The sequence below is a fragment of the Pseudomonas nunensis genome (assembly GCF_024296925.1).
In the GTDB taxonomy this organism is placed as follows: Bacteria; Pseudomonadota; Gammaproteobacteria; order Pseudomonadales; family Pseudomonadaceae; genus Aquipseudomonas; species Aquipseudomonas nunensis.
The window spans coordinates 4770270-4795037 of record NZ_CP101125.1 but is presented as its reverse complement, the minus strand read 5'-3'; the positions used below and the strand labels follow the sequence as shown (position 1 = coordinate 4795037).

Here is a 24768-nt window from a genome sequence, read left to right as displayed (position 1 = left end):
GTTATTTCAGGATTTGCCTGACAAAACGCAAATCCTCGGGCAGCGGTGTACCCCTGTGGCTAGGGAGCTTGCTCCCGCTGGAGTGCGCAGCGCTCCCAATCCGGACGCCGCGTTATATCCGACGGAACGCGGTGTCTGGTTGGCGACTGCTGCGCAGTCGAGCGGGAGCAAGCTCCCTCGCCACAGGGTTTGTGTAAGCCTCAAGACTTAGGCGGATTCACCTTCGCCGCAATCGCATACGCCTTCACTGTCGCCGGACGGTTCTGGATGTGGGTGAACCAGCGCAGCACATTCGGGAAGTCTTCGAGGTTCTGGCTCTGCCATTTGTGGGAAACGATCCACGGGTAAATCGCCATGTCGGCAATGCTGTACTCGTCCCCGGCGACAAACTCATTGCTCGCCAGTTGCTTGTCGAGCACGCCGTAGAGGCGGGCGGTTTCGTCGATGTAGCGTTTGATCGCGTAAGGGATTTTCTCTGGCGCGAACTGACTGAAGTGATGATTCTGCCCGGCCATCGGCCCCAGACCGCCCATCTGCCAGAACAGCCATTGCAGTGCTTGCTGGCGCCCGCGCAGGTCCTTGGGCAGGAACTGGCCGGTTTTCTCCGCCAGGTACAGCAAGATCGCCCCTGACTCGAACAGCGGCAACGGCTCGCCGCCATCCGCAGGCTCGTGATCGACGATGGCCGGGATTTTGTTGTTCGGGGAGATTTTCAGGAATTCAGGCTTGAACTGGTCGTTCTGGCTGATGTTGATCGGGTGCACGTCGTACTTGAGGCCGGCCTCTTCGAGGAAAATCGAGATTTTGTGGCCGTTGGGGGTGGTCCAGTAATACAGGTCGATCATGGAGTACTCCAAAAAATAGACGTCATAAGGTACGGACAGCAACCGCTCGCATTAGGTCGTCCTGTTTGCACTGGAGAGCTTGCCTGTAGGAAGAGGTGATGCTGAAGTGCGTGAAATTCAATGACCCGACATGAGAAAAGTCAGCATGGAGCTCAAGACCAACGCAGCGCTGATCATCATCGACCAGCAAAAAGGCATCCTGCAGCCCAGACTCGGGCGTCGAAATAATCCTCAGGCCGAGGAGCGCATTCTCGATTTACTGGTGTTTTGGCGGCGCACGTCGCGGCCGGTGATCCACGTGCAACACCTGTCCCGCTCAGCGGATTCGGTGTTCTGGCCCGAGCAATCGGGTGTGGAGTTTCAGGAACGGTTCCAGCCGATGGCGGGCGAGCAACTGATTCAGAAACAGGTGCCGGATGCGTTTTGTGCGACAGGGCTGGAGGCGCGGTTGTGCGAAGCGGGGATTGATCAGTTGATCATCGTTGGCGTGGCGACTAACAACTCGGTCGAGTCCACGGCGCGCACGGCCGGGAATCTGGGGTTTGATACCTGGGTGGCGGAGGACGCGTGCTTTACCTTCGACAAGGCCGATTTTTTCGGCAATGCGTATTCCGCTGAAGAAGTGCATGCCATGTCGCTGGGCAATCTGCATGGCGAATACGCGACGGTCACCAGCACCGCGCAAATCCTGAAGCCTGAATGAAATCCCTTGTGGGAGCGGGCTTGCTCGCGAAAGCGGTCTGTCTGAAACGGTGATGTTGAATTTGCCGCCGCTTTCGCGAGCAAGCCCGCTCCCACAGGGGATCTGCTGTGTACACGAAGACTGTGTACGGCGCCGATCAAAATGTGGGAGCGAGCCTGCTCGCGAAGGCGATTCAACCGGCGAAGCAAATCTTCGCCCGAAGCATCAAGCGCCGTGGCACTTCTTGAATTTCTTGCCGTTGCCGCATGGGCAAGGATCGTTGCGGCCGACATCTTTCAGGGCGTTGCGCACCGGTTCCTGGTGAGCGTGGCCGCAGTTCGGGCCGTGGACATGGCCATGGTCGTGATCATGGTGGTCATGGGCATGATCGTCGTGATCGTGATTGCAGTCAGGGCCATGAACATGGGGTTGCTGGGTCATCGGGGTTACTCCGGAATTAAATCGGCGGGGATTATCACGCCATTACGCGCCAGGTGCACGTAGTGCGCGATGAATAAACCGGTTTCCAGTTCACCTTCCAGACGATAGGGGACGGGTTGCTTGGGGCTTTTGAGCATTTTCACCAGGTCGCGCACCTTGGGCCACAGGTTGGTGCGGATCGGCACTTTGAAATACGCGCTGTGCTTGGGGCTGACCGTGAACCAGTGTTCGTGCTCGCCTTCAGTCAGCAGCATGTCGCCCAGATGAATGCGGTATTCGAGGCTGCGGACGGTCAAGTCACTGTCGTTGGGATTGTCGACGCGAAAGTGCAGGATGAATTTCTGTTCCAGCAGCTTGGCCCGCACCACTTCGACCTTGACCAGATGCACCTGGGGATCGGGTTCGTCGCTGCTGAACCAGGAGGCGCAACCGCCCAGGCTCAAGAGGATGAGCAGGGTGAGCAGATGTAAGGCGTGGCGTTGACGGATCATGGTGGTGGTTCTCCCTTGAGAACCATTCTAGCCCCTGTAGGAGCGAGGCTTGCCCGCGAAGAAGCTAATGGGGTCTTTCTGAGGTCCGCGTTATCGTTCTTCGCGGGCAAGCCTTGCTCCTACGAAGAGCTTCAAGCGCCGAAATATCCTGCGCAACACTTCTTGAATTTCTGCCCACTCGCGCACGGGCAGGCGTCATTGCGCCCTGCCTTGAGCTGTACGTTCGGGTCGATGAAGTACCAGTGGCCGTTGTTCTGCACAAACGAGGAACGCTCGCGGTGACTGTGTTCACCGCCGCCATCGTGCCAACGGGCCGTGAAGGTCACGAAGGCGTGTTCCGGTTGACCGCCAAACACCTCGGAGCTTTCCACTTCAAGACCCAGCCAGGTGCTCTGGGCGCTCCAGTCGCTGATGGACTGACGATCCAGGCCGGACTGTTGGGCGGGCAGGGTGGTCGCCACCAGATAGTCGATCAGCCCCAGCACGTAGGCGCTGTAGCGCGAGCGCATCAAGGCCTCGGCGCACGGGGCCGGATGGCCTGCATGGTAATGGCCGCAGCAGGCATCGAGCAGGGTGCCGCTGCCGCAAGGGCAAATGGATGTACTCATTGCGTTACCACCAGTATTTCCCGAAGTTTTCCGGATTGGCCCAGAACCGTGAATTGAGCCAGTCGGGCACCTGTTTATAGTCAAGAAGATCATAGGTGAACAGCGTCAACACCTGCTCATCGCGCTGGAAACGTTCGCTGGCTTGCAAGGCCAGGGAGAAGAAATCGGTTTCCTGCCAGCCGCTGGCGGGCAAATCTGCCAATACCGCGATGCGACTGGCGTTCAGGTTGCGGATCCCGCCCAGCAGATTCAGGCCATCGCGTTTGGGCAAGTGCTCCAGGCAATCGACCACCAGCGCCAGGTCAAAGCGCCGCGCCGCCAGCTCTGGCGGCAATGGCCCGGGTTCCGCATGAGCGACGCAACTGTCCGGGTGCGCGAGCTTGAACGCTTCCAGCGCCGGGAACTGGCTGGCGCCAATCAGCAACAGGCGCGCCGGGGCATAACGGTCAAGCAAAGCGGCCAATGCCTGCTGGGGCGTGCGTGAAGAAATACCTGCAATCATCGAAGATCCTCAATCAGAACTGCCAAGACTAGCCTGCCCCAACGTCCGGGCCTAGAGCCACCGAGTGGCAAAAGTTCCGATCTGCCGTGAACATTGGGCAAAACGGCAATGGCCTATTGCTGGCGGAGATTAAAACTCCGGTCTTTACTCCCTGAATCGGTTTTAAGCCGATCCCTCAGGAGAAAACTAGATGAGCATAGTTCGGACAGCATTACCCTTGGTTCTGCTAACCAGTGTGTTGACTGGTTGCGCAGGTTTGCAGAAAACCGACTGGCCGACCTGTGCGGCGGTCGGCGGCGTCGTGGGTGCCGGTCTCGGTGCCACCGAGAGTTCAGCATGGGCGGGGTATGGTGCGCTGCTGGTCGGCGGCACGGCAGCCGCTTATTGTTGGGTGCACGGTGATGGCGACGAAGATGGCGATGGCGTGCCGGATAGCCGCGACAAGTGCCCGCATACGCCTAAAGGCGTGCAGGTCGATGCCGACGGTTGCCCTCCGCCAGTCCCTGCACCAGTGGTTGAAGAGGCCGTGGTGGTCAAGGAAGAAACCATCGTCATCCGCGACGTTCACTTCCAGTTCGACAAAGCCACACTGACTCCATCCGATAAAGAGGTGCTCGACAAAGTCGCTACTCGCCTGAAACAGGAATCGTCTACCGCGCGCCTGACTGTGACTGGTCACACCGACAGCGTGGGCAGCGATGCCTACAACCAGAAACTGTCGGATAAACGTGCGCATTCGGTGGTGGAATACCTGATCCACGATGGCGTACCACGCAGCAGTTTCGTGTCGGTAACCGGTAAAGGCGAAAGCCAGCCAGTGGCCGATAACAAAACTGCGGATGGCCGCGCGTTGAACCGTCGCACCGAAATCAAAATCGAGCGTTAAAAGTCCCTTCCGCTCCGCAGCTTGTGCAGTCGCGGATGCGGGTCTTTACTCCTGTGTAACCGGTATGGGCCGGTAACACAGGAGCATTCACAAATGAGCGTTCTAACACGGACCGTCTTACCGGTTCTGCTGCTTGGCAGCCTGTTGACCGGTTGCGCTACTCACAGCGATGGCACTGCCCCCTTGAATCAACGTACCTGGCCGATCTGCAGCGTCATTGGCGGACTGGTCGGCGGTGGCCTGGGTGCTATCGAAAGTGGCGGTTGGGCGGCCGGTGGTGCGGCGCTCGGTATCTTGACCGGTGGTTTGATCTGCTACGCCCAGGATGGCGACGAAGACAGCGACGGCGTCTTCGACCGACGCGACCGTTGCCCCGATACGCCGGAAAATACCCCGGTCGATCATCGTGGTTGCCCGTTGCCGCAATACCCGGCCAGCGTGAAACCTGTCGAGCCTGCACCGGTCTCCGAAGTCATCACCCTGAGCGATGCCGGCAACGTGCTGTTCGCGTTCGACAAGTCCGACCTGACCCCTGCGGCCCGCAGCCAACTGGATGCATTGATGGCCAAGTTGCAGAACGCGGACGTGGTCAGCATCAAAGTTGTGGGCCATACCGATAGCAAAGGTTCGGATGCCTACAACCAGGCTTTGTCGGAACGTCGCGCCAGCAGCGTGGCGGCTTATCTGTTGAGCCAGGGCCTGGCGCCAAACAAACTCACCAGCGAAGGTAAGGGTGAAAGCCAACCGGTGGCCGACAACGAAACAGAAGAGGGGCGCGCGAAAAACCGACGTGTGGAATTGCACATCAACCGCTGACACATGACGCATAACCTTGATCTAGAGCCGCCGGGTGCCGAAACCCGGCTATCCGGCGGCCACGTTGAAGAATTTTCTCTTGCCCTCTGGCTTATCCCTTGCGGAAGCCGTTACTGTGCGCTCAAAGAATAATTCTCAACGGGGGAGCGTATGAAGGTGTTTTGGGGGCTGGGGAAGCTGTTGACCCTACTGTTCTGGCTGGTGGTACTGGTCAATCTGCTGATTCCGTTTATCAATCCGCTGCACCTGCTGGTCAGTATGGCCGGCGCCCTGCTGGCGATTATCCATTTTCTTGAAGTGCTGCTGTGTAACCGCAGCCTCAAAGGTCGCGCCCATCCTTGGCGTGATCGCTTGAAGATTCTGTTCTTTGGCGTTTTCCACCTGCAAACCATTCCGGCCCCGGCCGTACCAGGGGCTTCCCATGCGTAAACTCTGTCTGCTCGCTGCACTTATCAGCCCACTCGCCTGCGCCCAGGTCGTGAGCGTCGAAACCAATTCCCTGATGCGCTTGCCCAACACGGCCAGCACCTTGCAGCTGGAAAAACTCGAAGTCGCTGACTACGGCACTTTGCTGATTCCCTCGAACGTGACGGAAGTGACGATCGGCGAATTGCACCTGGGGCGTGATGCGCGGATCGCCATCGTGCCCGGCGAACAGGCGCTGGAGCTGAAAGTCAGCCGTGCCGATTTGTCCGAAGGCAGCCTGATCACCGCTCGCGGTGCGCCGGGGACGTATCTCAAGGCTGCGCGCTCGGGGCGTAACCTGAATTTGCAGATCAAATCATTGAACGCGCCGAAGCTGACCGTGGACGCGCGCGGTGGTGCGGGTGCGCCGGGGTTTGTCGGTCTGGATGGCGCCAACGGCGAAGAGCCGGGTTGCACCTGGGGTCAGGCCGGGCGTGGTTTCGACGGCAGCAATGGCAGCGACGGCCAGCCTGGGGCGGCCGGTGCACTGGTGCGCCTGGAAGTGCCGCGCGATTACCCGTCCGAACAGATCAAGGTTCAAGTCGCTGGCGGTGCTGGCGGTCTGGCCGGGCCTGGCGGTAAACCGGGTGCCGGTGGCAAGGCCAAGGGTTGCCTGGTGTACAAGGCTGATGGTGGCAAGAGCGGCCGTCCGGGCGTTGATGGCCAGCCAGGGCCTGCGGGTGTGGCGGGATCGGTGACGGTTCAGCGGTTGTAAGCCGTTTCTGAAATGTGTGTCGTCTGATCGATAGTCTTCGCGGGCAAGCCTCGCTCCTACAATTTTTGAGTCGTCTGCGATATTCGCGAACGACATAAATCCTGTAGGAGCGAGGCTTGCCCGCGAAGCTTCTAGAACATCGGCCGAGCCGCCGCAATCGCCACCAGCACCAACCCCACAATCAAATTAATCCCCACCAACTTGCGAATCTTCCCAAGCGCTGCCGCACCCGCCGGCCAGTCCTGGGCGTCCACCGCTGTGCGCAATTCCGGCAGCAACAACGCCTGGATCCGGATAAACAGCGCGGTCATCACCACGTACAAGCCCATCATCACCTGCACATAACGCGGCGCCGCTTCAAACCCGGCGTATTGCAGATGAATCATGCCCACGCCGCTGATCGGCAAAACCACCACCGCGACCCAGACCCAGCGAAAAAAACCTTGAAACACTTCTACCCACAGCTTCAACCGGCCGGGACCTTCCAGGGCCTTCATCGCCGCCGGGCGCAGGACCATCCAGGCGAAAAACATGCCGCCGACCCACACCAGGGCGGACAGCACATGCAGGGTATAAACGAGGCTAAAAGCGGTCATTGGGGTACTCCGTTCTGCGCGGGATTAATTAGCGCGGTATGATAGCCGCCGATCCGAACCACTGAAAATTTATCCAGCGTTTTTTGCGCCCGACAATCCATGATCAGCACCGAACTCAAAACTACGATCCAGGGCGCCTACACGCGTTTTCTTGAAGCCAAGAGCCTCAAGCCGCGCTACGGCCAACGCCTGATGATCGCCGAAATTGCCAAAGTCCTCGGTGACATCGACACCGACGACGAAGGCCGGCGCAGTGGCGACCCCGCGATTGTCGCGGTGGAAGCCGGCACCGGTACCGGTAAAACCGTGGCCTACAGCCTGGCGGCGATCCCGACGGCCAAGGCTGCGGGCAAACGCCTGGTGATCGCCACGGCCACCGTGGCCCTGCAAGAGCAGATCGTCTACAAGGATTTGCCCGACCTGATGCGCAACAGCGGGCTGAATTTCACATTTGCCTTGGCCAAGGGCCGTGGGCGCTACATGTGCCTGTCCAAGCTCGACATGTTGCTCCAGGAAGGTCACGCACAAACCGCTACCGCGCAGTTGTTCGAAGAAGAAGGCTTCAAGATCGAAGTGGATGAGGCCAGCCAAAAGCTCTTCACCAGCATGATCGAGAAGCTCGCCGGCAATAAATGGGACGGCGACCGCGACAGTTGGTCCACCGCCCTCGAAGATGCCGACTGGGCGCGCCTGACCACCGATCACAGCCAGTGCACCAACCGTCATTGCCCGAACTTCGGCCAGTGCGCCTTCTACAAGGCCCGCGAAGGCATGGGCAAGGTTGACGTGATCGTCACCAACCACGACATGGTTCTGGCCGACTTGGCCCTGGGCGGCGGTGCCGTGTTGCCTGACCCGCGCGACACCATCTACGTGTTCGACGAAGGCCACCACCTGCCAGACAAGGCAATCGGTCACTTCGCGCACTACACGCGCCTGCGGTCCACTGCAGACTGGCTGGAAACCACCGCCAAGAACCTCACCAAATTGCTGGCCCAGCACCCGTTGCCGGGCGATCTGGGCAAGTTGATCGAACAAGTGCCGGAGCTGGCGCGGGAGATCAAGACCCAGCAGCAGTTCATGTTCACCGCGTGCGAGCAGGTTGCCGATTTCAAACCCGGCGAAGACGTCGAAGGCCGTGAGCGCCCGCGTCACCGTTTCGTCGGCGGGGTGATTCCCGAGCACATGCGCGAGATGGGCGTCGAGCTGAAGAAAGCCTTCGCTCGCCTGACTGATTTGTTCACCCGCCTCACCGAACTGCTCAAGGAAGGCATGGACGGCGAGGTTAACATCGGCATCGCCAGCAACCAGGCCGAAGAGTGGTATCCACTGTTCGGCAGCCTGTTGTCCCGTTCTTCGGGCAATTGGGAGTTGTGGACAGCATTCACCGCCGAAGACCCGGAAGACAACCCGCCGATGGCCCGTTGGTTGACCTTGGCGGAAAGTGGTTCGCTGTTCGACATCGAGGTCAACGCCAGCCCGATCCTCGCGGCGGAAATGCTCCGTCGCAATTTGTGGAATGTGGCCTACGGCGCGCTGGTGACCTCGGCGACCCTGACCGCCCTCGGTACGTTCGACCGCTTCCGCATGCGTGCAGGTTTGCCGAAAAAAGCCGTGACCGCCGTGGTCCCGAGCCCGTTCCATCACGCCGACGCTGGCGTGCTGCGAGTGCCGGACCTGAAGGCCGATCCGCGTGATGCTCCGGCCCACACCGCCGCAATCATTCGTGATTTGCCGTCGCTGGTGGAAGGCTCGCGGGGCACTTTGGTGCTGTTCTCTTCGCGCAAACAGATGCAGGACGTGTTCGACGGGCTGGACCGCGACTGGCGCAAGCAAGTGTTCATTCAAGGCAACCTGTCGAAACAGGAAACCCTGAACAAGCACAAGGCGCGGGTCGATGGCGGGGATTCCAGCGTGCTGTTCGGCCTGGCGAGTTTCGCCGAAGGCGTGGACTTGCCCGGCGCCTATTGCGAACACGTGGTGATCGCCAAGATTCCATTCTCGGTGCCCGACGATCCGGTCGAAGCTGCGTTGGCCGAGTGGATCGAAGCCCGGGGCGGCAATCCGTTCATGGAAATCTCCGTGCCGGACGCCTCGCTGAAACTGGTCCAGGCCTGCGGTCGCTTGCTGCGTACCGAAGAAGATCGCGGCACCATCACGTTGCTCGATCGACGCTTGGTCACCCAGCGTTACGGCAAAGCGATCCTGAATGCGTTGCCTCCCTTCCGACGTGAAATTTCCTGATACACGCGTGGGCAGTTTTGCCCACCGCGTTGTCTATCTCTCTGTCATCGCTTTTCCATTGGCCATTGTTGGTCGTTAGGGAGAATCTCGTTCTCATGATTCGTCGTTCGTTGCCTGCTGTATTTGCCCTGTTGTTCGCAACGCCCTTGCTCGCCGCACCCGCCGGCCAGCAGACGCTGTTCAACTTTGTTCGCCCCGCCGACGTGGTCCAGGTGGCGACCCAGGACGCCAGCCTGCCGCAATCCAACGCCGAGCAAACGGCCGAAGGCGAAGTGCTGCGCCGGGTGACCTTCAACCCGGTGGCCAAGCCTACTTTGCGCCTGACCCCGCAGACCGGCGCCTGGGACTGGTCGCAGTCGGGTGTCATGAGCCTGCGGGTCCAGAGCGCGATGAACTGGGCCTTGACCCTCTACGTGACCATCCAGAGCAACGACGGCAAGACCCTGGTCAGCCGCGTCGATCTGCCGGCCGGCCCGGCGCAAACTCTGCTGGTGCCGTTGGTGGCCAGTTCGCCGCTGAGCCAGGGCATGAAGGCCGGCCCGCCGATGCCCATGACGGTCGACGGTCAGCGCGTGCTGCTCAGCAGCAGTAGCGGTGAACTGGATCGCAGCCAGGTGGTGTCGGTGAGCTTGTCGATGGACCAGCCGAAAGTCGCCCAGAGCATCTTGCTGGAACGCTTCGGCGTACAGGACGGCGAGGACGTGAGCAAAGCGGTGTATGGCGCTCTGGTGGACGCTTACGGCCAATCGACCCGGGCCAAATGGCCGGAGAAAGTCAGCAGCGACGAGCAACTGAAGTCCGCTGCCGCAAAAGAACAGCAACAACTGAAAACCTGGCTGGCCGAGCGCGAGAAGTCATCCCTGGACAAGTTCGGTGGCTTGAACAAAGGCCCGGCGTTCAAGGCCAGCGGTTTTTTCCGCACCGAGAAGCGTGACGGTCGCTGGTACTTGGTGACCCCGGAAGGCCATCCGTTCTATTCCCTGGGCGTGAACACCGTTGCCCCGGACGTCGATCAAACCTACATCGCCGGTCGCGAGTGGATGTTCGAATCCCTGCCCAAGCCTGACGAGCCGCTGGCCAACCACTATGGCGAAGGCGACAACCGTGGCGGCAACGGCGCCGATCAGGGCCGGGCTTACAACGTCGGGCGCTGGTACGACTTTTATGGCGCCAACTTGCAGCGCATCTATGGTCAGCCCTGCGCGGTGACCAGCGAGACCAAGGCCGGTGTGGCCGAAGCAGCCAAGGCTGATGCGGTGGCACAGACTGAGGAAAAAGCCGCCGAGCAACCCGTCGCGCCTTCGACGGCCGAGTCCGGCATCGCCGAAGCCGCCAAGACCAACGCCGCCGAAGCCACCGTCGCCAAAGCGGCGGAGCCCTGCAAGGCAGTGGTTGATGAGCAACGCTGGACCGACCACACCCTGAATCGCCTGCAAGCCTGGGGCTTCAACACCGTCGGCAACTGGAGCGATCCGGCGCTGGGCAACGCGGACCGTGTGCCGTACACCTTGCCGCTGTCGATCGTCGGCGATTACGCCAGCATCAGCACCGGCATTGACTGGTGGGGCGGCATGCCTGACCCGTTCGACCCGCGTTTCGCCATGGCCACCGAGCGTGCCGTGGCCATCGCGGCCCGGGATCACCGTGATGATCCATGGCTGATCGGTTACTTCGCCGACAACGAGTTGGCTTGGGCCGGTCCCGGTGATGACCCGAAATCCCGTTATGCCCTGGCTTACGGCACTTTGAAGATGACCACCGATGTGCCGGCCAAACGCGCGTTCCTCAAGCAATTGCGCGACAAGTACCGCAACCAGGCGGGCCTATCGAAAGCCTGGGGCATTGACCTGCCGGCCTGGGAACTGATGGAGGATCCGGGCTTCGTGGCGCCGCTGCCAAGCGCCGAACACCCGGAAATCGAAGCTGACTACAAATACTTCCAGAAGGTCTTTGCAGACACCTACTTCAAGACTATTTCCGACTCGCTCAAGTGGCACGCGCCGAACCAGTTGCTGCTCGGCGGCCGTTTCGCCATCAGCACCCCGGAAGCCGTCGAGTCCTGCGCGCAGTATTGCGATGTGTTGAGTTTCAACATGTACACCCTGCAACCCCAGGACGGTTACGACTTCGAAAAACTACGTAGCCTGGACAAACCGGTGCTGATCACCGAGTTCAATTTCGGCTCGGCGGATCGCGGTCCGTTCTGGGGCGGCGTGACGCAATTGGCCAAGGAAGAAGACCGTGGCCCGGCTTACGCCAACTTCCTCAAACAGGCGCTGAGCGAACCGTCGATTGTCGGCGTGCACTGGTTCCAGTACCTCGATCAACCGGTGACCGGTCGCTTGCTGGATGGCGAGAACGGCCACTTCGGCCTGGTGGGCATTACCGATGTGCCGTTCCAGGGCTTCGTTGACAGCGTGCGTAAAAGCAACCTGACGACAGTCGATCAACTGGGTAAAGAGGCCGAGAAGGCCAAGGCCGAAGCGGATAAAGCCAGCCATGCAGCCGAGGGCGGCAGGAAAGCCGACGCCGGTAAAGGCCCGGGGCAGGGCGCCGGGCATGCGGGCGGGCATTCCGGGAATGGGCATTAAGGCTTAAGACCGCCTGTTGCGAGGGGGCTTGCCCCCCGTTCGGCTGCGAAGCAGTCGTGAAACCAATGCATGCGGTGTATCTGATACACCTCGGTTGCAGGTTTTGGGGCCGCTTCGCAGCCCAACGGGGGCGAGCCCCCTCGCCACACATACGGCATACATCTTCAAAACAAATCTATGGGCGGCTACACCGCCCAGCCCGCCCCTGTTCCCAAAACCCTCTAGGGCTGGAACAATGCGGACCACTTTGTAGAGCGTTTATCCGGGGGAGTTACGTTTGCAGATTCAGGGTCATTACGAGCTTAAGTTCGAAGCGGTGCGCGAAGCCTTCGCCGCGCTGTTCGACGATCCCCAGGAACGTGGCGCGGCGTTGTGCATCCAGGTCGGCGGTGAAACCGTTCTCGATCTCTGGGCCGGTACTTCCGACAAGGATGGCCTTGAAGCCTGGCACAGCGACACCATCGCCAATCTGTTCTCCTGCACCAAGACCTTTACCGCCGTCACCGCGCTGCAACTGGTCGCCGAAGGCAAGTTGCAACTCGATGCCCCGGTGGCCCGCTACTGGCCTGAATTCGCTGCCGCCGGCAAAGAATCCGTAACCCTGCGCCAATTGCTCTGCCATCAGGCTGGTCTGCCGGCCCTGCGTGAATTGCTGGCCCCCGAAGCGCTGTATGACTGGCAAACCATGGTCGACGCGCTGGCCGCCGAAACGCCGTGGTGGACGCCGGGCGACGGCCACGGCTATGCCGCGATCACTTACGGCTGGCTGGTGGGCGAGTTGCTGCGCCGTGCCGACGGTCGTGGGCCGGGCGAATCCATCGTCGCGCGGGTCGCCAAGCCGTTGGGCCTGGACTTCCATGTCGGCCTGGCGGACGAAGAGTTTCACCGCGTGGCGCACATCGCCCGGGGCAAGGGCAACGTCGGCGATGCCGCAGCCCAACGCCTGCTGCAAGTGACGATGCGCGAACCGACGGCCATGACCACCCGGGCGTTCACCAATCCGCCGTCGATCATGACCAGCACCAACAAACCGGAGTGGCGGCGCATGCAACAACCCGCCGCCAATGGCCACGGCAATGCCCGCAGCCTGGCCGGGTTCTACGCCGGTCTGCTGGACGGCAGCTTGCTGGAAAGCGAAATGCTCGACGAGCTGACCCGCGAACACAGCCTCGGTGAGGACAAGACTTTGCTGACCCGGACCCGTTTCGGCCTGGGTTGCATGCTCGATCAACCGGACGTTCCGAACGCCACGTATGGCCTCGGCCCACGCGCATTCGGCCATCCGGGCGCAGGCGGTTCCATCGGCTTTGCTGACCCAGAGCACGATGTGGCCTTTGGTTTTGTGACAAATACCTTGGGACCGTATGTCTTGATGGATCCACGTGCGCAGAAGCTCGTACGGGTGCTTGCCACTTGTCTGTAAAACTTTGCTGAACGTTCCTGCGCAGGAACCTCGTAACCTTTTTCGTTTCAAAGCGTCTGTTTATGCGGTCCCGATGTGGGCCTGTGTTTATTACTTCATTTTGTGGATATCCAATGTCATCCAATAAAACTCTCGCTTTGGCACTGTGCTTCGCCATCACCGGTTGCGCGCAAACTCCGCAAAATGACGCCGAGGGCGGTAGCCACTGGTGGCAGTACGGTTCTTCTTCTGACACCGTCGCCGCAAAAGATCCGGCCCCGGCCCCAGCGCCCGCACCTGTGAAAGCAGCGATCACCGCGCCAGTGGTCAAGGCTGAAAGCAGCAGCCGTTGGTACTGGCCGTTCGGTTCCGATGACAGCACCGACAAACCTGTTGCCAAGGCAGACGTCAAACCTGAAGCCAAACCCGAAGCCAAGCCAGCCGACGTTGCCAAGGCTGACGCCGATGCGGGTGGCAAGTGGTGGTGGCCGTTCGGCGGCAAAGAGCAGAGCACCGCCAAAGCCGTGCCGATGCCCGATCCGAAAGTGACCCAGGCCTGGCTCGACGATTACGAACCGCGCCTGCGTGACGCGATCAAGGACAGCAACCTGCAACTCGAGCGCCGTGAAAACGTGCTGGTGGTCATCGCGCCGGCAGACAGCTCGTTCAACCCGGATCGCCCGGCCATGCTGTTGCCTGTCACCTTGGGCCCGTTCAGCCGCGTTGCGAAAATTCTCGAACTCGACCCAAAAACCGCCGTGCTGGTCCTCGGTCACAGCGACACCTCGGGCGCCGTTCCAGCCAACGTCAAACTTAGCCAGGAACGTGCTCAGGCCGTGGCCGCGATCTTCCGTCTCAGCGGTTTGCAGCGTGATCGCCTGATGTTGCGTGGCATGGGCGGTGAAGCACCGCGTGCCGCCAACGACAGCAATGAAGGCCGTGCCCTGAACCGTCGCGTGGAATTGCTGGTGACCCCGCAAAACACCATGGTGGCGTTGCTGAGCAAGTACAACATGCCAGCCCCGGCGCCGGTGACCATGGTCGCTGCCCAGGCCGCCAAACCAGTGGTTGCACCCGTAGCGCCTGCACCGGCCGCCAAGAAAGCCGCTGTGCCTGCCGCGAAAAAGGCCCCAGCCAAGAAAGCCGCAGCCAAGGCTCCGGCCAAGAAAGCCCCCGCCAAAGCCGCGACCCCGGCGAAAAAAGCTGCGCCGGCCAAAGCCGCTGCTGATAAGAAAGTCGTAGCGGCGGATGCTGCGAAGAACTGATCGTTAACCAGAAGGAACGTGCCATGACCCAGGCCCTGGCTGATATGCGTCGCGACTACACCCGTGATGGCCTGACCGAGGCGCAAGCCCCGGCCGAGCCGTTCGCGCTGTTCCATCAGTGGTTCGCCGACGCGGTGAAAACCGAACAGGTGCCGGTCGAGGCGAATGCAATGACCTTGGCCACCGTCGATCTGGACGGTCGGCCCCATTGCCGCATTCTGCTACTCAAGGGCCTGGATGCTCAGGGTTTTACCTTCTTCACCAATTACGACAGCGCCAAGGGCCAGCATCTGGCGGTGAACCCGTTCGCCGCCATGACGTTCTTCTGGCCGACCCTGGAGCGCCAGGTGCGGATCGAAGGTCGGGTGGTCAAGGTTTCGCCTGAAGAGTCCGACGCCTACTTTCAGGTCCGGCCTCTGGGCAGCCGCCTCGGTGCCTGGGCTTCGCCGCAGAGCCGGGTGATTGCTGATCGTGGCGAATTGGAAGAGTTGCTCAAGATTACCGAGCAGCGCTTCAGCGACACCCAGCCACACTGCCCGGAACATTGGGGCGGTTACCGTTTGCTCCCCGAGCGCATCGAGTTCTGGCAAGGCCGTCCGAGCCGCCTGCACGACCGCCTCAACTACCGCTTGCATGACGCCGACTGGATTCTTGAACGTCTGGCACCCTAAGCAGTCTACCGACCGGGATAGCCCGCCGCAGCGGCCTCAAGCCACTGCGGCAGGTCCCGACGCTTGATTTTCTGCGTTTGAGCGTTCGCCAATTGCTGGAGCATAAAGACTTTTTTATGCTCGTCTTTCCCGGCCAATGCTAACGCCAGATCGCGGTCCATCCAGCGTTTGATCCGAACGTACAGCCACCAGTGGAAGTACAAACCGGCCACCGTCGTGACGACAATGATGAAGTAATCCATGAAAATCCTTGGGTCAGCGACGCAGTTTTGTGGATTTGACGCTACTGTGTTGTGAGTTCAGAGGCGCCTGTACCGGGCCTGAATGAAACCAATTTTATCCGGGCGATGCCGTGACACGCGTCAAGCTGCGGAGTTTAATGAATACCTGTCCTTTGGAGTTGATGCTATGCGTAAGTCTGTTCTGCTGGTTGCTTCCTTTTCCACGATGGCGATGTTGCTCACCGGCTGCCAATCCAGCCTGACCGGTGACTCCTACTCCCGTGACGAAGCGCGTCGCGTGCAGACGATTCGCATGGGTACCATCGAATCCCTGCGTCCGGTGAAAATCGAAGGCACCAAGACCCCTGTCGGCGGCGTCGCCGGTGCCGTGGTCGGTGGGGTTGGCGGCAGCGCCATCGGTGGCGGTCGCGGTAGTATCGTTGCCGCAGTGATCGGTGCTGTTGCGGGTGGTTTGATCGGTTCGGCCACTGAAGAAGGTCTGACGCGTACTCAGGGCGTAGAGATTACCGTGCGTGAAGACGACGGCAGCATGCGTGCCTATGTGCAGCAGGTTCAGGAGAATGAAGTGTTCCGTGTTGGCGAGCGGGTGCGGATTTCCACTGTTGGCGGGACTAGTCGCGTTTCGCACTAAGCGCGAGCGAGTTACAAACGAAACCCTGATCAGGTGACTGGTCGGGGTTTTTTGTGTGCCTGTGGTGCTATTCCTCAACCCCAATAAATATTTCAAGGTCTCGGGGGAGGGATATATTGATCAAAGCACCAATTTTCTGTGCCTGCTCAACTGTTAATCGCCATTCCCCGCTTGCCATTGCGTTTAAGCTTTTATGGCCGAGGAACTGCACAATCTGGTCGGTAAATGCAGTATCTACATCAAGCTCATATTTCAGGGAGCTGTCCTCAAATGTGTCAGGCAAAAATCCGGTGATACACAAATACATAACTGCCTCTCTGTCTATTTAGGAGTGGTTCTTCCGGGTTTCGCGGGCTTAGTCTGTTCCCCTGTTTCAGGGTCGAATTCGCCTAGATGCTTTCCTTGCTTGTCGTACATTTCAACCGCCCCATGTTGGCTATCCCACTCGTAAATACGTCCTTTGCGGTCTTTCCAGCGTTTGCGCAGGCTGCCCCCACCTTGAACGTTGCTCCTTGCTTTGTCTTTCACTGCATCCGGAAAAGCAGTAAGGCCCTTTGGCGCCTGATGATATTTGTGGTCGGAAACACTCACCACTATATAAACCGGCTTAACCCCCGACCCCACCGGAAACACAAGAATGAAATCCTTGTACTCAGGCGGGTAAACCGGGTTCACGATGATGCTATCTGCCGCTTCCGTCGGCGGGTAAACCCAGATATGTGGCGCCTGCGGCGCAGCTTCCAAAGCCGGAATGCCGAGAATGTCGGACCCATCCACCGCCGGCGTCCAGATCAGTTCAATGCCGTCCCCGAGGTCCGCCACCTGCTGACTGCCGAGTAACTCGAACTGCGCGACATCAACCATTTCCCAATCGCGGTTCTTGCCGGTGTAAAAGGCGTAACCCTTGAGACTGCCGTCAGCCTGTTGCTCGACCCTTAACCGAACACGCGTGCGAGCCTGTTTCAGGGCGCGCAGTTGGTCTTCGGTATAAAGCGCGCTATCGCCCAGGCTCGGCGTCCAGAACAGCGCCACCAAACCGGCCAATACGGTGGCGCCTGCTGCGCCTATGGATGGCAAGGCAGAAATGGCCGAGGCGCGTAAAGCGATATGTCCGATGCCCAGCGGGAGGGTATTGGCGCTGATCGTTTGCAGATTCAGCAGCCCTGCATCGTCTGCCTCGCGAGCACCGAGCCAGGTAACTTCCCCGTAATCGTTGAGGCTGTCGGTGGGCACCATCCCAGAAGGATTGGCGTAGTCGATGATGGCGTCCGGCAACTTGCAGGACTTGGCGAAGACGCATCCCGCGCGAGGGATTTCGTCTTTAGAAGAAGTGACTGGAAGATTGCGTTCGAAGGCTGCTTGCCTCGCGAGCATGTCGTCGTAGGCTTGCTGCCGGGCGTCTCGCTCGGCCAGTTCGGCGGCGGTCATGAAGCGGTAGGTGACGCGATGTCCGTCACCTGACGGCGGGTTCTTAACCCGGGGAATGTCCTTGTTGCCAGCCACTGATCGTCCTTGAAATTCGTCCGTCGACAGCCTCGAAAGGAGGCTGCACGACGTTAACGAATGTGGCTAAGCGTGGCTGTAGGACGAGTCTCTGATATCCCTAGGAGTGTTCTCTGTCACTCAGGATTGCAGCGCGGCGCTCTTGCGACTCGCCGCCGCCGTCACCGCATAACCGATCAACGCCGCCAGAATCGAACCGGTCAAGATCCCCATTCGGTCCATCCCGGCGTATTCACTGGCACCCGGCACGAATGCCAGGGAACCGACAAACAGGCTCATGGTGAAACCGATGCCGCAGAGGATCGCGACGCCCAGCACCTGGCCCCAATTGGCGCCTTGGGGCAGGGCGGCGATGCCGACCTTTACGGCCAGCCAGGTCAGGCCGAAGACGCCGACGGTTTTGCCCAGCAGCAGGCCGATGGCGATGCCCATCGGCACGTGGTGGGTGAAGCTTTCCAGGGTCACGCCGCTCAGGGACAGGCCGGCGTTGGCGAAGGCAAACAGCGGCAGGATGCCGTAAGCCACCCACGGATGCAGGGCGTGTTCCAGGGTCATCAGCGGTGAAGGTTCAGCGTTCTTGGTGCGCAGTGGAATGCAGAACGCGAGGGTCACGCCGGCCAGTGTCGCGTGGACACCGCTCTTGAGCACGCACACCCACAGGATCAAACCGATGATCATGTACGGCCCGAGCTTGACCACGCCGAGCCGGTTCATCGCAATCAACGCGACGATGCAGGCCCCCGCCAATGCCAGGGACAAGGTCGACAGTGTGCCGGAATAGAAAATCGCGATAACGATGATGGCGCCCAGGTCATCAATGATTGCCAGGGTCATCAGGAACAGCTTGAGCGACACCGGCACACGTTTGCCTAGCAAGGCCAGTACGCCGAGGGCGAAGGCAATGTCGGTAGCCATTGGAATCGCCCAGCCACCCAGCGCCGTCGGGTCATCACGGTTGAGAAACCAGTAGACGAGCGCCGGCACCACCATGCCGCCAATCGCCGCCGCCCCGGGCAGGACGATTTGCGAAGGCTTGGACAACTGGCCATCGAGGACTTCGCGCTTCACTTCCAGGCCGATCAGCAGGAAGAACATGGCCATCAGGCCGTCGTTGATCCACAGCAGCAGGGGCTTGGCGATTTTCAACGCGCCGATCTGGGCCACCACGGGGGTGTCCAGCAGGCCGTTATACAGCCACGACAACGAAGAGTTGTTGATGATTAAAGCCAGGGCTGCAGCGGCGATCAGTAACAGACCGCTGGCAGCTTCCAACTGAAAGAAACGCGTGAAAGTGCTACGCAGAGGCAAGGTCGCTCTCCATCGATGAATTCAAAAGGTGGCACACCCTAACCCGTACCGTTAGTTGTTAAAACAAAAGTTATATTCTTTTTTGTTATATGGCATTGCGACGCGGACGCCAGCAACACCCAACGAGGACTGAGCCTAGCAGTTACCGGGCGTATTGGACCTCAGCTGTATCTGTGCGTGATGCAGGAATTTTCCTAAGCTTGTGGGCTGAGCCTTGAAACAAGGCCGACTCTTGCCTGATTCAACGAGATCACCACCATGAGCGACAACCGACAGTGGGCCCGCGAAGCCATCCGGATCATTGAAGCCGACTTCCAGCGCAGCGCCGACACCCATCTGATTCCCTTGCCGCTACCGGGCTTGCCGGGCATCGAGTTGTATTTCAAGGATGAGTCCAGCCATCCCACTGGTAGCCTGAAACATCGATTGGCCCGTTCGTTGTTCCTCTATGCGCTATGTAACGGCTGGCTCAAGCCCGGCGCGCCGGTGATCGAGGCGTCCAGCGGTTCGACGGCGATTTCCGAGGCGTACTTCGCCCGTTTGCTGGGCTTGCCGTTTATTGCGGTGATGCCGGCGACCACTTCCAAAGAGAAGATCGCGCAGATTGCGTTTTATGGTGGCAAGAGTCATTTGGTGGATGATCCGACCCAGATCTACGCCGAGTCCGAGCGCCTTGCTCGCGAGCATGACGGCCACTTTATCGACCAGTTCACCTTCGCCGAGCGCGCCACTGACTGGAGGGCGAACAACAACATTGCCGAGTCGATATTCCAGCAGATGCGTTTTGAAAAGCACCCGGAGCCGAGCTGGCTGATCTCCAGCCCCGGCACCGGCGGCACCACCGCGACCCTCGGCCGTTACGTGCGTTATCGTCAGCATTGCACCCGCGTGCTGTGTGCCGATGCGGAGCGCTCGGTGTTTTTCGACTACTACCAGACTGGCGATGCGACGTTGCGCCTGGACTGCGGTTCGCGGATCGAAGGGATTGGCCGGCCGAGGGTGGAAGCGTCATTCCTGCCCAAGGTGATCGATGCAATGGTCAAAGTGCCGGATGCTCTGTCGCTGGCGGCCATGCATTATCTGGCGCAGCGTTTGGGTCGGCGCGTGGGCGGGTCGAGCGGCACCAACCTGATCGGCGCGTTGATCGCGGCCCAGCAGATGGTTGCGGCGGGGGAGTCGGGGTCGATCGTGGCGATCCTGTGCGACGGCGGCGAACGTTACGCCACCACCTATTACGACCAGGATTGGCTCAAGAGCCAGGGTTATGAATTGAGTGGCTTGATCGATGCCGTGGCGGCCAGTGTCGAACGCGGCAATCCGCTGCCAACGACTGTGCTGCGCGCCAATATCTGACACACCGAAGATCAAAAATGTGGGAGCGGGCTTGCTCGCGAATACGGTGGATCAGCCAACATTTCTGTTGAATGAAAGGCCGCTTTCGCGAGCAAGCCCGCTCCCACAGGGGATTTATGGACTGACACGAATTGCAGGCACACCCAGAAACCAATGTGGGAGCGGGCTTGCTCGCGAATACGGTGGATCAGACAACATTTCCGTTGCATGAATGACCGCTATCGCGAGCAAGCTCGCTCCCACAGGGTTTTGCAGTGGTTCAGGGATTGCCGATCAGGCCTCGAGGCCGAGGATATCGCGAGCCACGGCTTCAGCAATCCGAATCCCATCGACACCCGCCGACAAGATCCCGCCCGCATAACCCGCGCCTTCACCGGCCGGGAACAGGCCTTTCACGTTCAAGCTCTGCATCGACTCGTTCCGGGTAATCCGCAACGGCGACGAGGTGCGCGTCTCGATCCCGGTCAACACCGCGTCATGCAGCGAGTAACCGCGAATCTGTTTCTCGAACGCCGGCAAGGCTTCGCGAATTGCTTCGATGGCGAACGCCGGCAGAGCCAGCGCCAGATCACCCAAGGCAACCCCCGGTTTGTAGGACGGCTCGACACTGCCCAGCTCGGTGGAAGGCTTGCCGGCAATAAAGTCGCCGACCAATTGCGCCGGCGCTTCGTAGTTGCTGCCGCCGAGCACAAAGGCGTGGGATTCCAGGCGTTCCTGCAATTCGATGCCGGCCAGCGGACCGCCCGGATAATCGACTTCCGGGGTAATGCCGACGACGATCCCTGAGTTGGCGTTGCGCTCGTTACGCGAGTACTGGCTCATGCCGTTGGTGACCACGCGGCCCGGCTCGGACGTCGCGGCGACCACGGTGCCGCCCGGGCACATGCAGAAGCTGTAGACCGAGCGACCGTTTTTGGCGTGGTGCACCAGTTTGTAATCGGCCGCCCCTAGTTTCGGGTGGCCGGCGTATTTGCCCAGGCGCGCGCGGTCGATCAGCGACTGCGGGTGTTCGATGCGGAAACCCACCGAGAACGGCTTGGCTTCCATGAACACGCCACGGCCGTGGAGCATGCGGAAGGTGTCGCGGGCACTGTGGCCGAGGGCCAGAATCACGTGTTTCGAATGAATCTGCTCGCCGCCATTGAGCTCGACGCCTACCAGTTGGCCGTCTTCGATCAACACGTCGGTGACGCGCTGCTGGAAGCGCACTTCGCCGCCCAGTGCACGGATCTGCTCACGCATGTTTTCCACCACGCCGGTCAGACGGAACGTACCGATGTGCGGTTTGCTGACGTAGAGAATTTCTTCCGGCGCGCCGGCCTTCACGAACTCATGCAGGACTTTGCGGCCGATGAATTTCGGGTCCTTGATCTGGCTGTAGAGCTTGCCGTCGGAGAATGTCCCCGCGCCGCCTTCACCGAACTGCACGTTGGATTCGGGGTTGAGCACGCTTTTGCGCCACAGGCCCCAGGTGTCCTTGGTGCGCTGGCGCACTTCGGTGCCGCGTTCGAGGATGATCGGCTTGAAGCCCATTTGCGCGAGCAGCAGCCCGGCGAAGATCCCGCACGGGCCGAAACCGACCACGATCGGGCGTTGCTGCAGATCGGCCGGCGCCTGGCCGACCACTTTGTAGCTGACATCCGGCGCCACGTTGACGTTACGGTCATCGGCGAACTTGTGCAGTAACGCGGCCTCATCCTTGGCGGTGAGGTCGATGGTGTAGATGAAGCACAGTTCGGAGGATTTTTTGCGCGCATCGTAGCTGCGCTTGAACAAGGTGAAATCGAGCAGGTCATCACTGGCGATGCCCAGGCGCTGCACGATGGCAGGGCGCAGGTCTTCTTCGGGATGGTCGATTGGCAGCTTGAGTTCGGTGATTCGTAACATGACAGGATCCGGTTCGCGGGGCGCACAACTGCGCCAAGGCGTTTGAAGGCGGCGATTATAAGCCCCAAACGCCGGTCCCGTGAGGCAAAAACGATCAGTCGTTACGCGAGCCGCCGAAATACCCGCAGCCGCGCTGCACCTGGCCGTCGATCCGCAGTTCGGCGCTCATGTGCTGGATGCTGCCGGTGCTGCTGTCGACGCAGCGATTCGGCGCGACCCACAGTTCGATGTGCTTGCCATTGGCTTCGCTGCTGAGATTGAAACGGCCATCGCCCAATTGCTCTTCAACGTAGGGCACCGCCAGCGGTGGCTCGCCGGCACGGTCAATGGCCATGCCTTTGCCGCTGACCTTGACGTTCCATTCCGGCCCATGGCCGGCAGCCCGCAGGATCAGCAGTTTGAAATTGGGATCGTCGCACGCCGTGCCCGAACGCTCGACACGGTACAACTGTTCCAGATCAAGGCTGCTCCCATTGATCCGGCCACGCACGTCGGCGAACAACTTGCCCTGATCATCGGCCAGGCTCGCGGCCTCTTGCAGCACGCTGGTGCCGCCGGTGTCGTTGACCACCAGGCTGCGCTGTTCATTGCATGGCTGGAACATCAGCTTGCCGTCCGCCGCCGTCAACTGACCCTGCATGCGGGTCTGGCCCACGTGAGAAGCACTTTCTCGCGGGCCATCGAACAACTGGCATGCGGCGAACAACGGAAGCAGGGCAACGAGGACAAGGGAACGGGCAACACGCATCTTTGGTTCTCCAGACAAGTGCCGCCACGTTACGCAGCCTGACCGTTCATCACAACCCCAGACGATTCCCAATCTCCTGTAGGAGCGAAGCTTGCTCGCGAAGGCGGTGTGTCAGCCAACATCCCTATTGAATGTTCAGCCGCCTTCGCGAGCAAGCTTCGCTCCTACAGGGATCGTGTCGGGTTTAACCGACGTGGAAAGTCTGACCGGTCTGCAAGCCTTCGACACTTTTGGCGTAGGCCAACGCCACATCCGCTGCAGGAACCGGCTTATAGCCCCGGAAATAAGGCGCGTAACTGCCCATGGCTTCCAGCAACACAGTCGGGCTGATCGAGTTCACCCGCAGGCCACGTGGCAATTCGATGGCGGCAGCACGAACGAAGCTGTCCAGCGCGCCGTTGACCAACGCTGCCGAGGCACCGCTGCGAATCGGGTCGTGGCTGAGCACGCCGGTGGTGAAGGTGAACGAGGCGCCGTCGTTGGCGAATTCGCGGCCGATCAGCAGCAGATTGACCTGGCCCATCAGCTTGTCTTTCAGGCCCAGGGCGAAGCTGTCTGCGGTCATTTCATCCAGCGGGGCGAAGGTCACGTTGCCGGCGGCGCAGACCAGCGCATCGAACTTGCCGGTTTTTTCGAACAGGGCGCGGATCGAGGCGCTGTCGCTGATATCCACATGCAAATCACCGCTGTTGCGGCCAATGCGGATGACTTCGTGGCGTTGCGACAACTCTTTGTCGACCGCCGAACCGATGGTGCCGCCTGCGCCTATCAAAAGAATCTTCATCGTGCTGTTCCTCGAAGTGGTTGAACGAGGGATCAGTCTAGAGTGGTTTTTTCTGTGGATAAGCGCACTAATAGGCAACCTTTGGTTTTCAAATGGAAACAATCCATGAGCGAAATGGATGACCTGGCGGCGTTCGCGGTGTTGATCGAGGCCGGGAGTTTTACCCTGGCGGCCCAGCAATTGGGTTGCAGCAAGGGCCAACTCTCCAAGCGCATCAGTCTTCTGGAGACGCGGTTCTCTGTGGTCCTGCTGCAACGCACCACTAGGCGCTTGAGTCTCACGGCAGCGGGCGCGGCATTGTTACCGCAGGCGCAGGCGCTTGTAGTCCAAGTGGAACGAGCACGTCAGGCATTGGCGCGATTGAAGGACGACATGGCCGGCCCGGTACGTATGACCGTTCCGGTGTCGCTAGGGGAAACCTTCTTCGATGGTTTATTGCTGGAGTTCTCCAGTAAATACCCCGAAGTGCAGATCGAGCTCGACCTGAGCAACAACTATCGAGATCTGTCCCGTGACGGTTTTGACCTGGCGGTTCGCTCCGAAGTGGGTAACGACGAACGCCTGGTGGCCCGACCGCTGCTGGCCTGGAACGAAATGACTTGCGCCAGCCCGGCTTACCTTGAGCAATACGGTGAACCGCTGACGCCGCAGTCGTTGGCTGAGCACCGCTGCCTGCTCAACAGTCATTACAGTGGCCGCGAAGAATGGCTCTATCACCAGCAACACGAATTGCTGCGGGTTCGCGTCTCGGGACCGTTCGCCAGCAACCATTACAGCCTGCTAAAGAAAGCGGCACTGGCCGGCGCCGGCATCGCACGTTTGCCCTCGTACCTGCTGCAAGCGGAATTGGCTGACGGCCGATTGCGCTGGCTCCTGCGCGATTATCAGACCCGTCGCATGCCGATGTACCTGGTGCATCCCTATCAGGGCGGGTTGCCGAAGCGCACCCAAGTGCTGGCGGATTATTTGATTGGCTGGTTCAAGCGCAGTGGCGAGGCGTTGGACCGACTCCAGCGCTAATGTCCGGTCTTGCACAGATTCTGTGGGAGCGGGCTTGCTCGCGAAAGCGGTGGACCAGTCAACATTTCTGTT

Annotated in this window: 26 protein-coding genes; 13 read left to right on the top strand and 13 right to left on the bottom strand. The window is 60.2% G+C overall.

Annotated features, from left to right (window positions below):
* Window positions 1-200: 200 nt before the first annotated feature.
* Window positions 201-845: a glutathione binding-like protein gene (locus NK667_RS21040; protein WP_054046986.1), complete on the bottom strand. Its 645-nt coding sequence runs from the start codon at window positions 843-845 to the stop codon at window positions 201-203.
* 145 nt (window positions 846-990) lie between these two features.
* Between NK667_RS21040 and NK667_RS21035 the strand changes: the two genes are divergently transcribed.
* A complete protein-coding gene (locus tag NK667_RS21035) occupies window positions 991-1548 on the top strand; it encodes a cysteine hydrolase family protein (protein ID WP_054615953.1) in 558 nt (185 codons plus the stop codon).
* 204 nt (window positions 1549-1752) lie between these two features.
* Here the strand turns inward: NK667_RS21035 and NK667_RS21030 are convergent, their stop codons facing one another.
* The 4 genes from NK667_RS21030 to NK667_RS21015 form a co-directional block, all read right to left on the bottom strand.
* Entirely contained in the window at window positions 1753-1968 is a 216-nt protein-coding gene (locus tag NK667_RS21030; RefSeq protein WP_054046981.1) for an SEC-C metal-binding domain-containing protein, read from the bottom strand.
* Window positions 1969-1973: 5 nt separating this feature from the next.
* Complete coding sequence (locus NK667_RS21025; protein WP_054046979.1) at window positions 1974-2459, bottom strand: LEA/WHy family protein; 486 nt, start codon at window positions 2457-2459, stop codon at window positions 1974-1976.
* 131 nt (window positions 2460-2590) lie between these two features.
* Window positions 2591-3067, bottom strand: a complete 477-nt coding sequence (locus tag NK667_RS21020) for a YchJ family protein (RefSeq protein ID WP_054615952.1) — start codon at window positions 3065-3067, stop codon at window positions 2591-2593.
* A gap of 4 nt (window positions 3068-3071) precedes the next feature.
* Entirely contained in the window at window positions 3072-3569 is a 498-nt protein-coding gene (locus NK667_RS21015; protein WP_054615951.1) for a DUF6231 family protein, read from the bottom strand.
* A 190-nt stretch (window positions 3570-3759) separates the two neighbouring features.
* Here NK667_RS21015 and NK667_RS21010 point away from each other — a divergent pair, with 190 nt between their 5' ends.
* The 4 genes from NK667_RS21010 to NK667_RS20995 all read left to right on the top strand — a co-directional run bounded on the left by NK667_RS21010 (window position 3760) and on the right by NK667_RS20995 (window position 6451).
* Complete coding sequence (locus NK667_RS21010; RefSeq protein WP_054046974.1) at window positions 3760-4455, top strand: PA1041 family peptidoglycan-binding anchor lipoprotein; 696 nt, start codon at window positions 3760-3762, stop codon at window positions 4453-4455.
* A 93-nt stretch (window positions 4456-4548) separates the two neighbouring features.
* On the top strand, window positions 4549-5271 hold the full coding sequence (locus tag NK667_RS21005; RefSeq protein WP_054046972.1) for a PA1041 family peptidoglycan-binding anchor lipoprotein: 723 nt from the start codon (window positions 4549-4551) through the stop codon (window positions 5269-5271).
* 150 nt (window positions 5272-5421) lie between these two features.
* Window positions 5422-5700 (top strand): DUF1145 domain-containing protein, encoded by a 279-nt coding sequence (locus NK667_RS21000; protein ID WP_054046970.1) that lies wholly within the window; start codon window positions 5422-5424, stop codon window positions 5698-5700.
* A complete protein-coding gene (locus tag NK667_RS20995) occupies window positions 5693-6451 on the top strand; it encodes a collagen-like triple helix repeat-containing protein (protein WP_054046968.1) in 759 nt (252 codons plus the stop codon). Before NK667_RS21000 ends, NK667_RS20995 begins: the two co-directional genes overlap by 8 nt.
* Window positions 6452-6582: 131 nt before the next feature.
* On the opposite strand, the gene NK667_RS20990 is transcribed toward NK667_RS20995, so the two are convergent.
* The gene (locus NK667_RS20990) at window positions 6583-7047 is read right to left on the bottom strand and encodes a CopD family protein (RefSeq protein WP_054615950.1); all 465 of its coding nucleotides are present in this window, start codon (window positions 7045-7047) and stop codon (window positions 6583-6585) included.
* 99 nt (window positions 7048-7146) lie between these two features.
* Here NK667_RS20990 and dinG point away from each other — a divergent pair, with 99 nt between their 5' ends.
* The 5 genes from dinG to pdxH all read left to right on the top strand — a co-directional run bounded on the left by dinG (window position 7147) and on the right by pdxH (window position 15220).
* Window positions 7147-9291, top strand: coding sequence for an ATP-dependent DNA helicase DinG (dinG, locus tag NK667_RS20985; RefSeq protein ID WP_054615949.1), 2145 nt, complete (start codon window positions 7147-7149; stop codon window positions 9289-9291).
* A gap of 95 nt (window positions 9292-9386) precedes the next feature.
* On the top strand, window positions 9387-11882 hold the full coding sequence (locus NK667_RS20980; protein WP_054615948.1) for a beta-galactosidase: 2496 nt from the start codon (window positions 9387-9389) through the stop codon (window positions 11880-11882).
* A 277-nt stretch (window positions 11883-12159) separates the two neighbouring features.
* Window positions 12160-13305, top strand: coding sequence for a serine hydrolase domain-containing protein (locus NK667_RS20975; protein WP_054615947.1), 1146 nt, complete (start codon window positions 12160-12162; stop codon window positions 13303-13305).
* Between the two features lie 113 nt (window positions 13306-13418).
* The gene (locus NK667_RS20970; RefSeq protein WP_054615946.1) at window positions 13419-14549 is read left to right on the top strand and encodes an OmpA family protein; all 1131 of its coding nucleotides are present in this window, start codon (window positions 13419-13421) and stop codon (window positions 14547-14549) included.
* Between the two features lie 23 nt (window positions 14550-14572).
* Entirely contained in the window at window positions 14573-15220 is a 648-nt protein-coding gene (gene pdxH, locus NK667_RS20965) for a pyridoxamine 5'-phosphate oxidase (protein WP_054615945.1), read from the top strand.
* 5 nt (window positions 15221-15225) lie between these two features.
* Here pdxH and NK667_RS20960 read toward each other — a convergent pair whose 3' ends face one another.
* Window positions 15226-15462: a hypothetical protein gene (locus tag NK667_RS20960; RefSeq protein WP_054046954.1), complete on the bottom strand. Its 237-nt coding sequence runs from the start codon at window positions 15460-15462 to the stop codon at window positions 15226-15228.
* 166 nt (window positions 15463-15628) lie between these two features.
* Here NK667_RS20960 and NK667_RS20955 point away from each other — a divergent pair, with 166 nt between their 5' ends.
* Window positions 15629-16093, top strand: a complete 465-nt coding sequence (locus NK667_RS20955) for an outer membrane lipoprotein (protein ID WP_054046952.1) — start codon at window positions 15629-15631, stop codon at window positions 16091-16093.
* Between the two features lie 67 nt (window positions 16094-16160).
* Here NK667_RS20955 and NK667_RS20950 read toward each other — a convergent pair whose 3' ends face one another.
* From NK667_RS20950 to nhaA, 3 genes are all read right to left on the bottom strand, one after another.
* Window positions 16161-16400 (bottom strand): pyocin S6 family toxin immunity protein, encoded by a 240-nt coding sequence (locus tag NK667_RS20950; protein ID WP_054615944.1) that lies wholly within the window; start codon window positions 16398-16400, stop codon window positions 16161-16163.
* Window positions 16401-16414: 14 nt separating this feature from the next.
* Window positions 16415-17596, bottom strand: coding sequence for a colicin E3/pyocin S6 family cytotoxin (locus tag NK667_RS20945; protein ID WP_054615943.1), 1182 nt, complete (start codon window positions 17594-17596; stop codon window positions 16415-16417).
* Between the two features lie 120 nt (window positions 17597-17716).
* Window positions 17717-18904 (bottom strand): Na+/H+ antiporter NhaA, encoded by a 1188-nt coding sequence (gene nhaA, locus NK667_RS20940; protein WP_054046944.1) that lies wholly within the window; start codon window positions 18902-18904, stop codon window positions 17717-17719.
* 258 nt (window positions 18905-19162) lie between these two features.
* On the opposite strand from nhaA, the gene NK667_RS20935 reads away from it, so the two are divergent.
* Window positions 19163-20257 (top strand): PLP-dependent cysteine synthase family protein, encoded by a 1095-nt coding sequence (locus tag NK667_RS20935; protein WP_054615942.1) that lies wholly within the window; start codon window positions 19163-19165, stop codon window positions 20255-20257.
* A 273-nt stretch (window positions 20258-20530) separates the two neighbouring features.
* Here NK667_RS20935 and NK667_RS20930 read toward each other — a convergent pair whose 3' ends face one another.
* The 3 genes from NK667_RS20930 to NK667_RS20920 all read right to left on the bottom strand — a co-directional run bounded on the left by NK667_RS20930 (window position 20531) and on the right by NK667_RS20920 (window position 23676).
* Window positions 20531-22144 (bottom strand): NAD(P)/FAD-dependent oxidoreductase, encoded by a 1614-nt coding sequence (locus NK667_RS20930; RefSeq protein ID WP_054046940.1) that lies wholly within the window; start codon window positions 22142-22144, stop codon window positions 20531-20533.
* Between the two features lie 94 nt (window positions 22145-22238).
* Window positions 22239-22892, bottom strand: a complete 654-nt coding sequence (locus NK667_RS20925; protein ID WP_054615941.1) for a COG3650 family protein — start codon at window positions 22890-22892, stop codon at window positions 22239-22241.
* Between the two features lie 184 nt (window positions 22893-23076).
* On the bottom strand, window positions 23077-23676 hold the full coding sequence (locus NK667_RS20920) for a short chain dehydrogenase (protein ID WP_054615940.1): 600 nt from the start codon (window positions 23674-23676) through the stop codon (window positions 23077-23079).
* Window positions 23677-23781: 105 nt separating this feature from the next.
* Here NK667_RS20920 and NK667_RS20915 point away from each other — a divergent pair, with 105 nt between their 5' ends.
* A complete protein-coding gene (locus NK667_RS20915) occupies window positions 23782-24696 on the top strand; it encodes a LysR family transcriptional regulator (protein ID WP_054046935.1) in 915 nt (304 codons plus the stop codon).
* The last annotated feature ends 72 nt before the right edge of the window (window positions 24697-24768 follow it).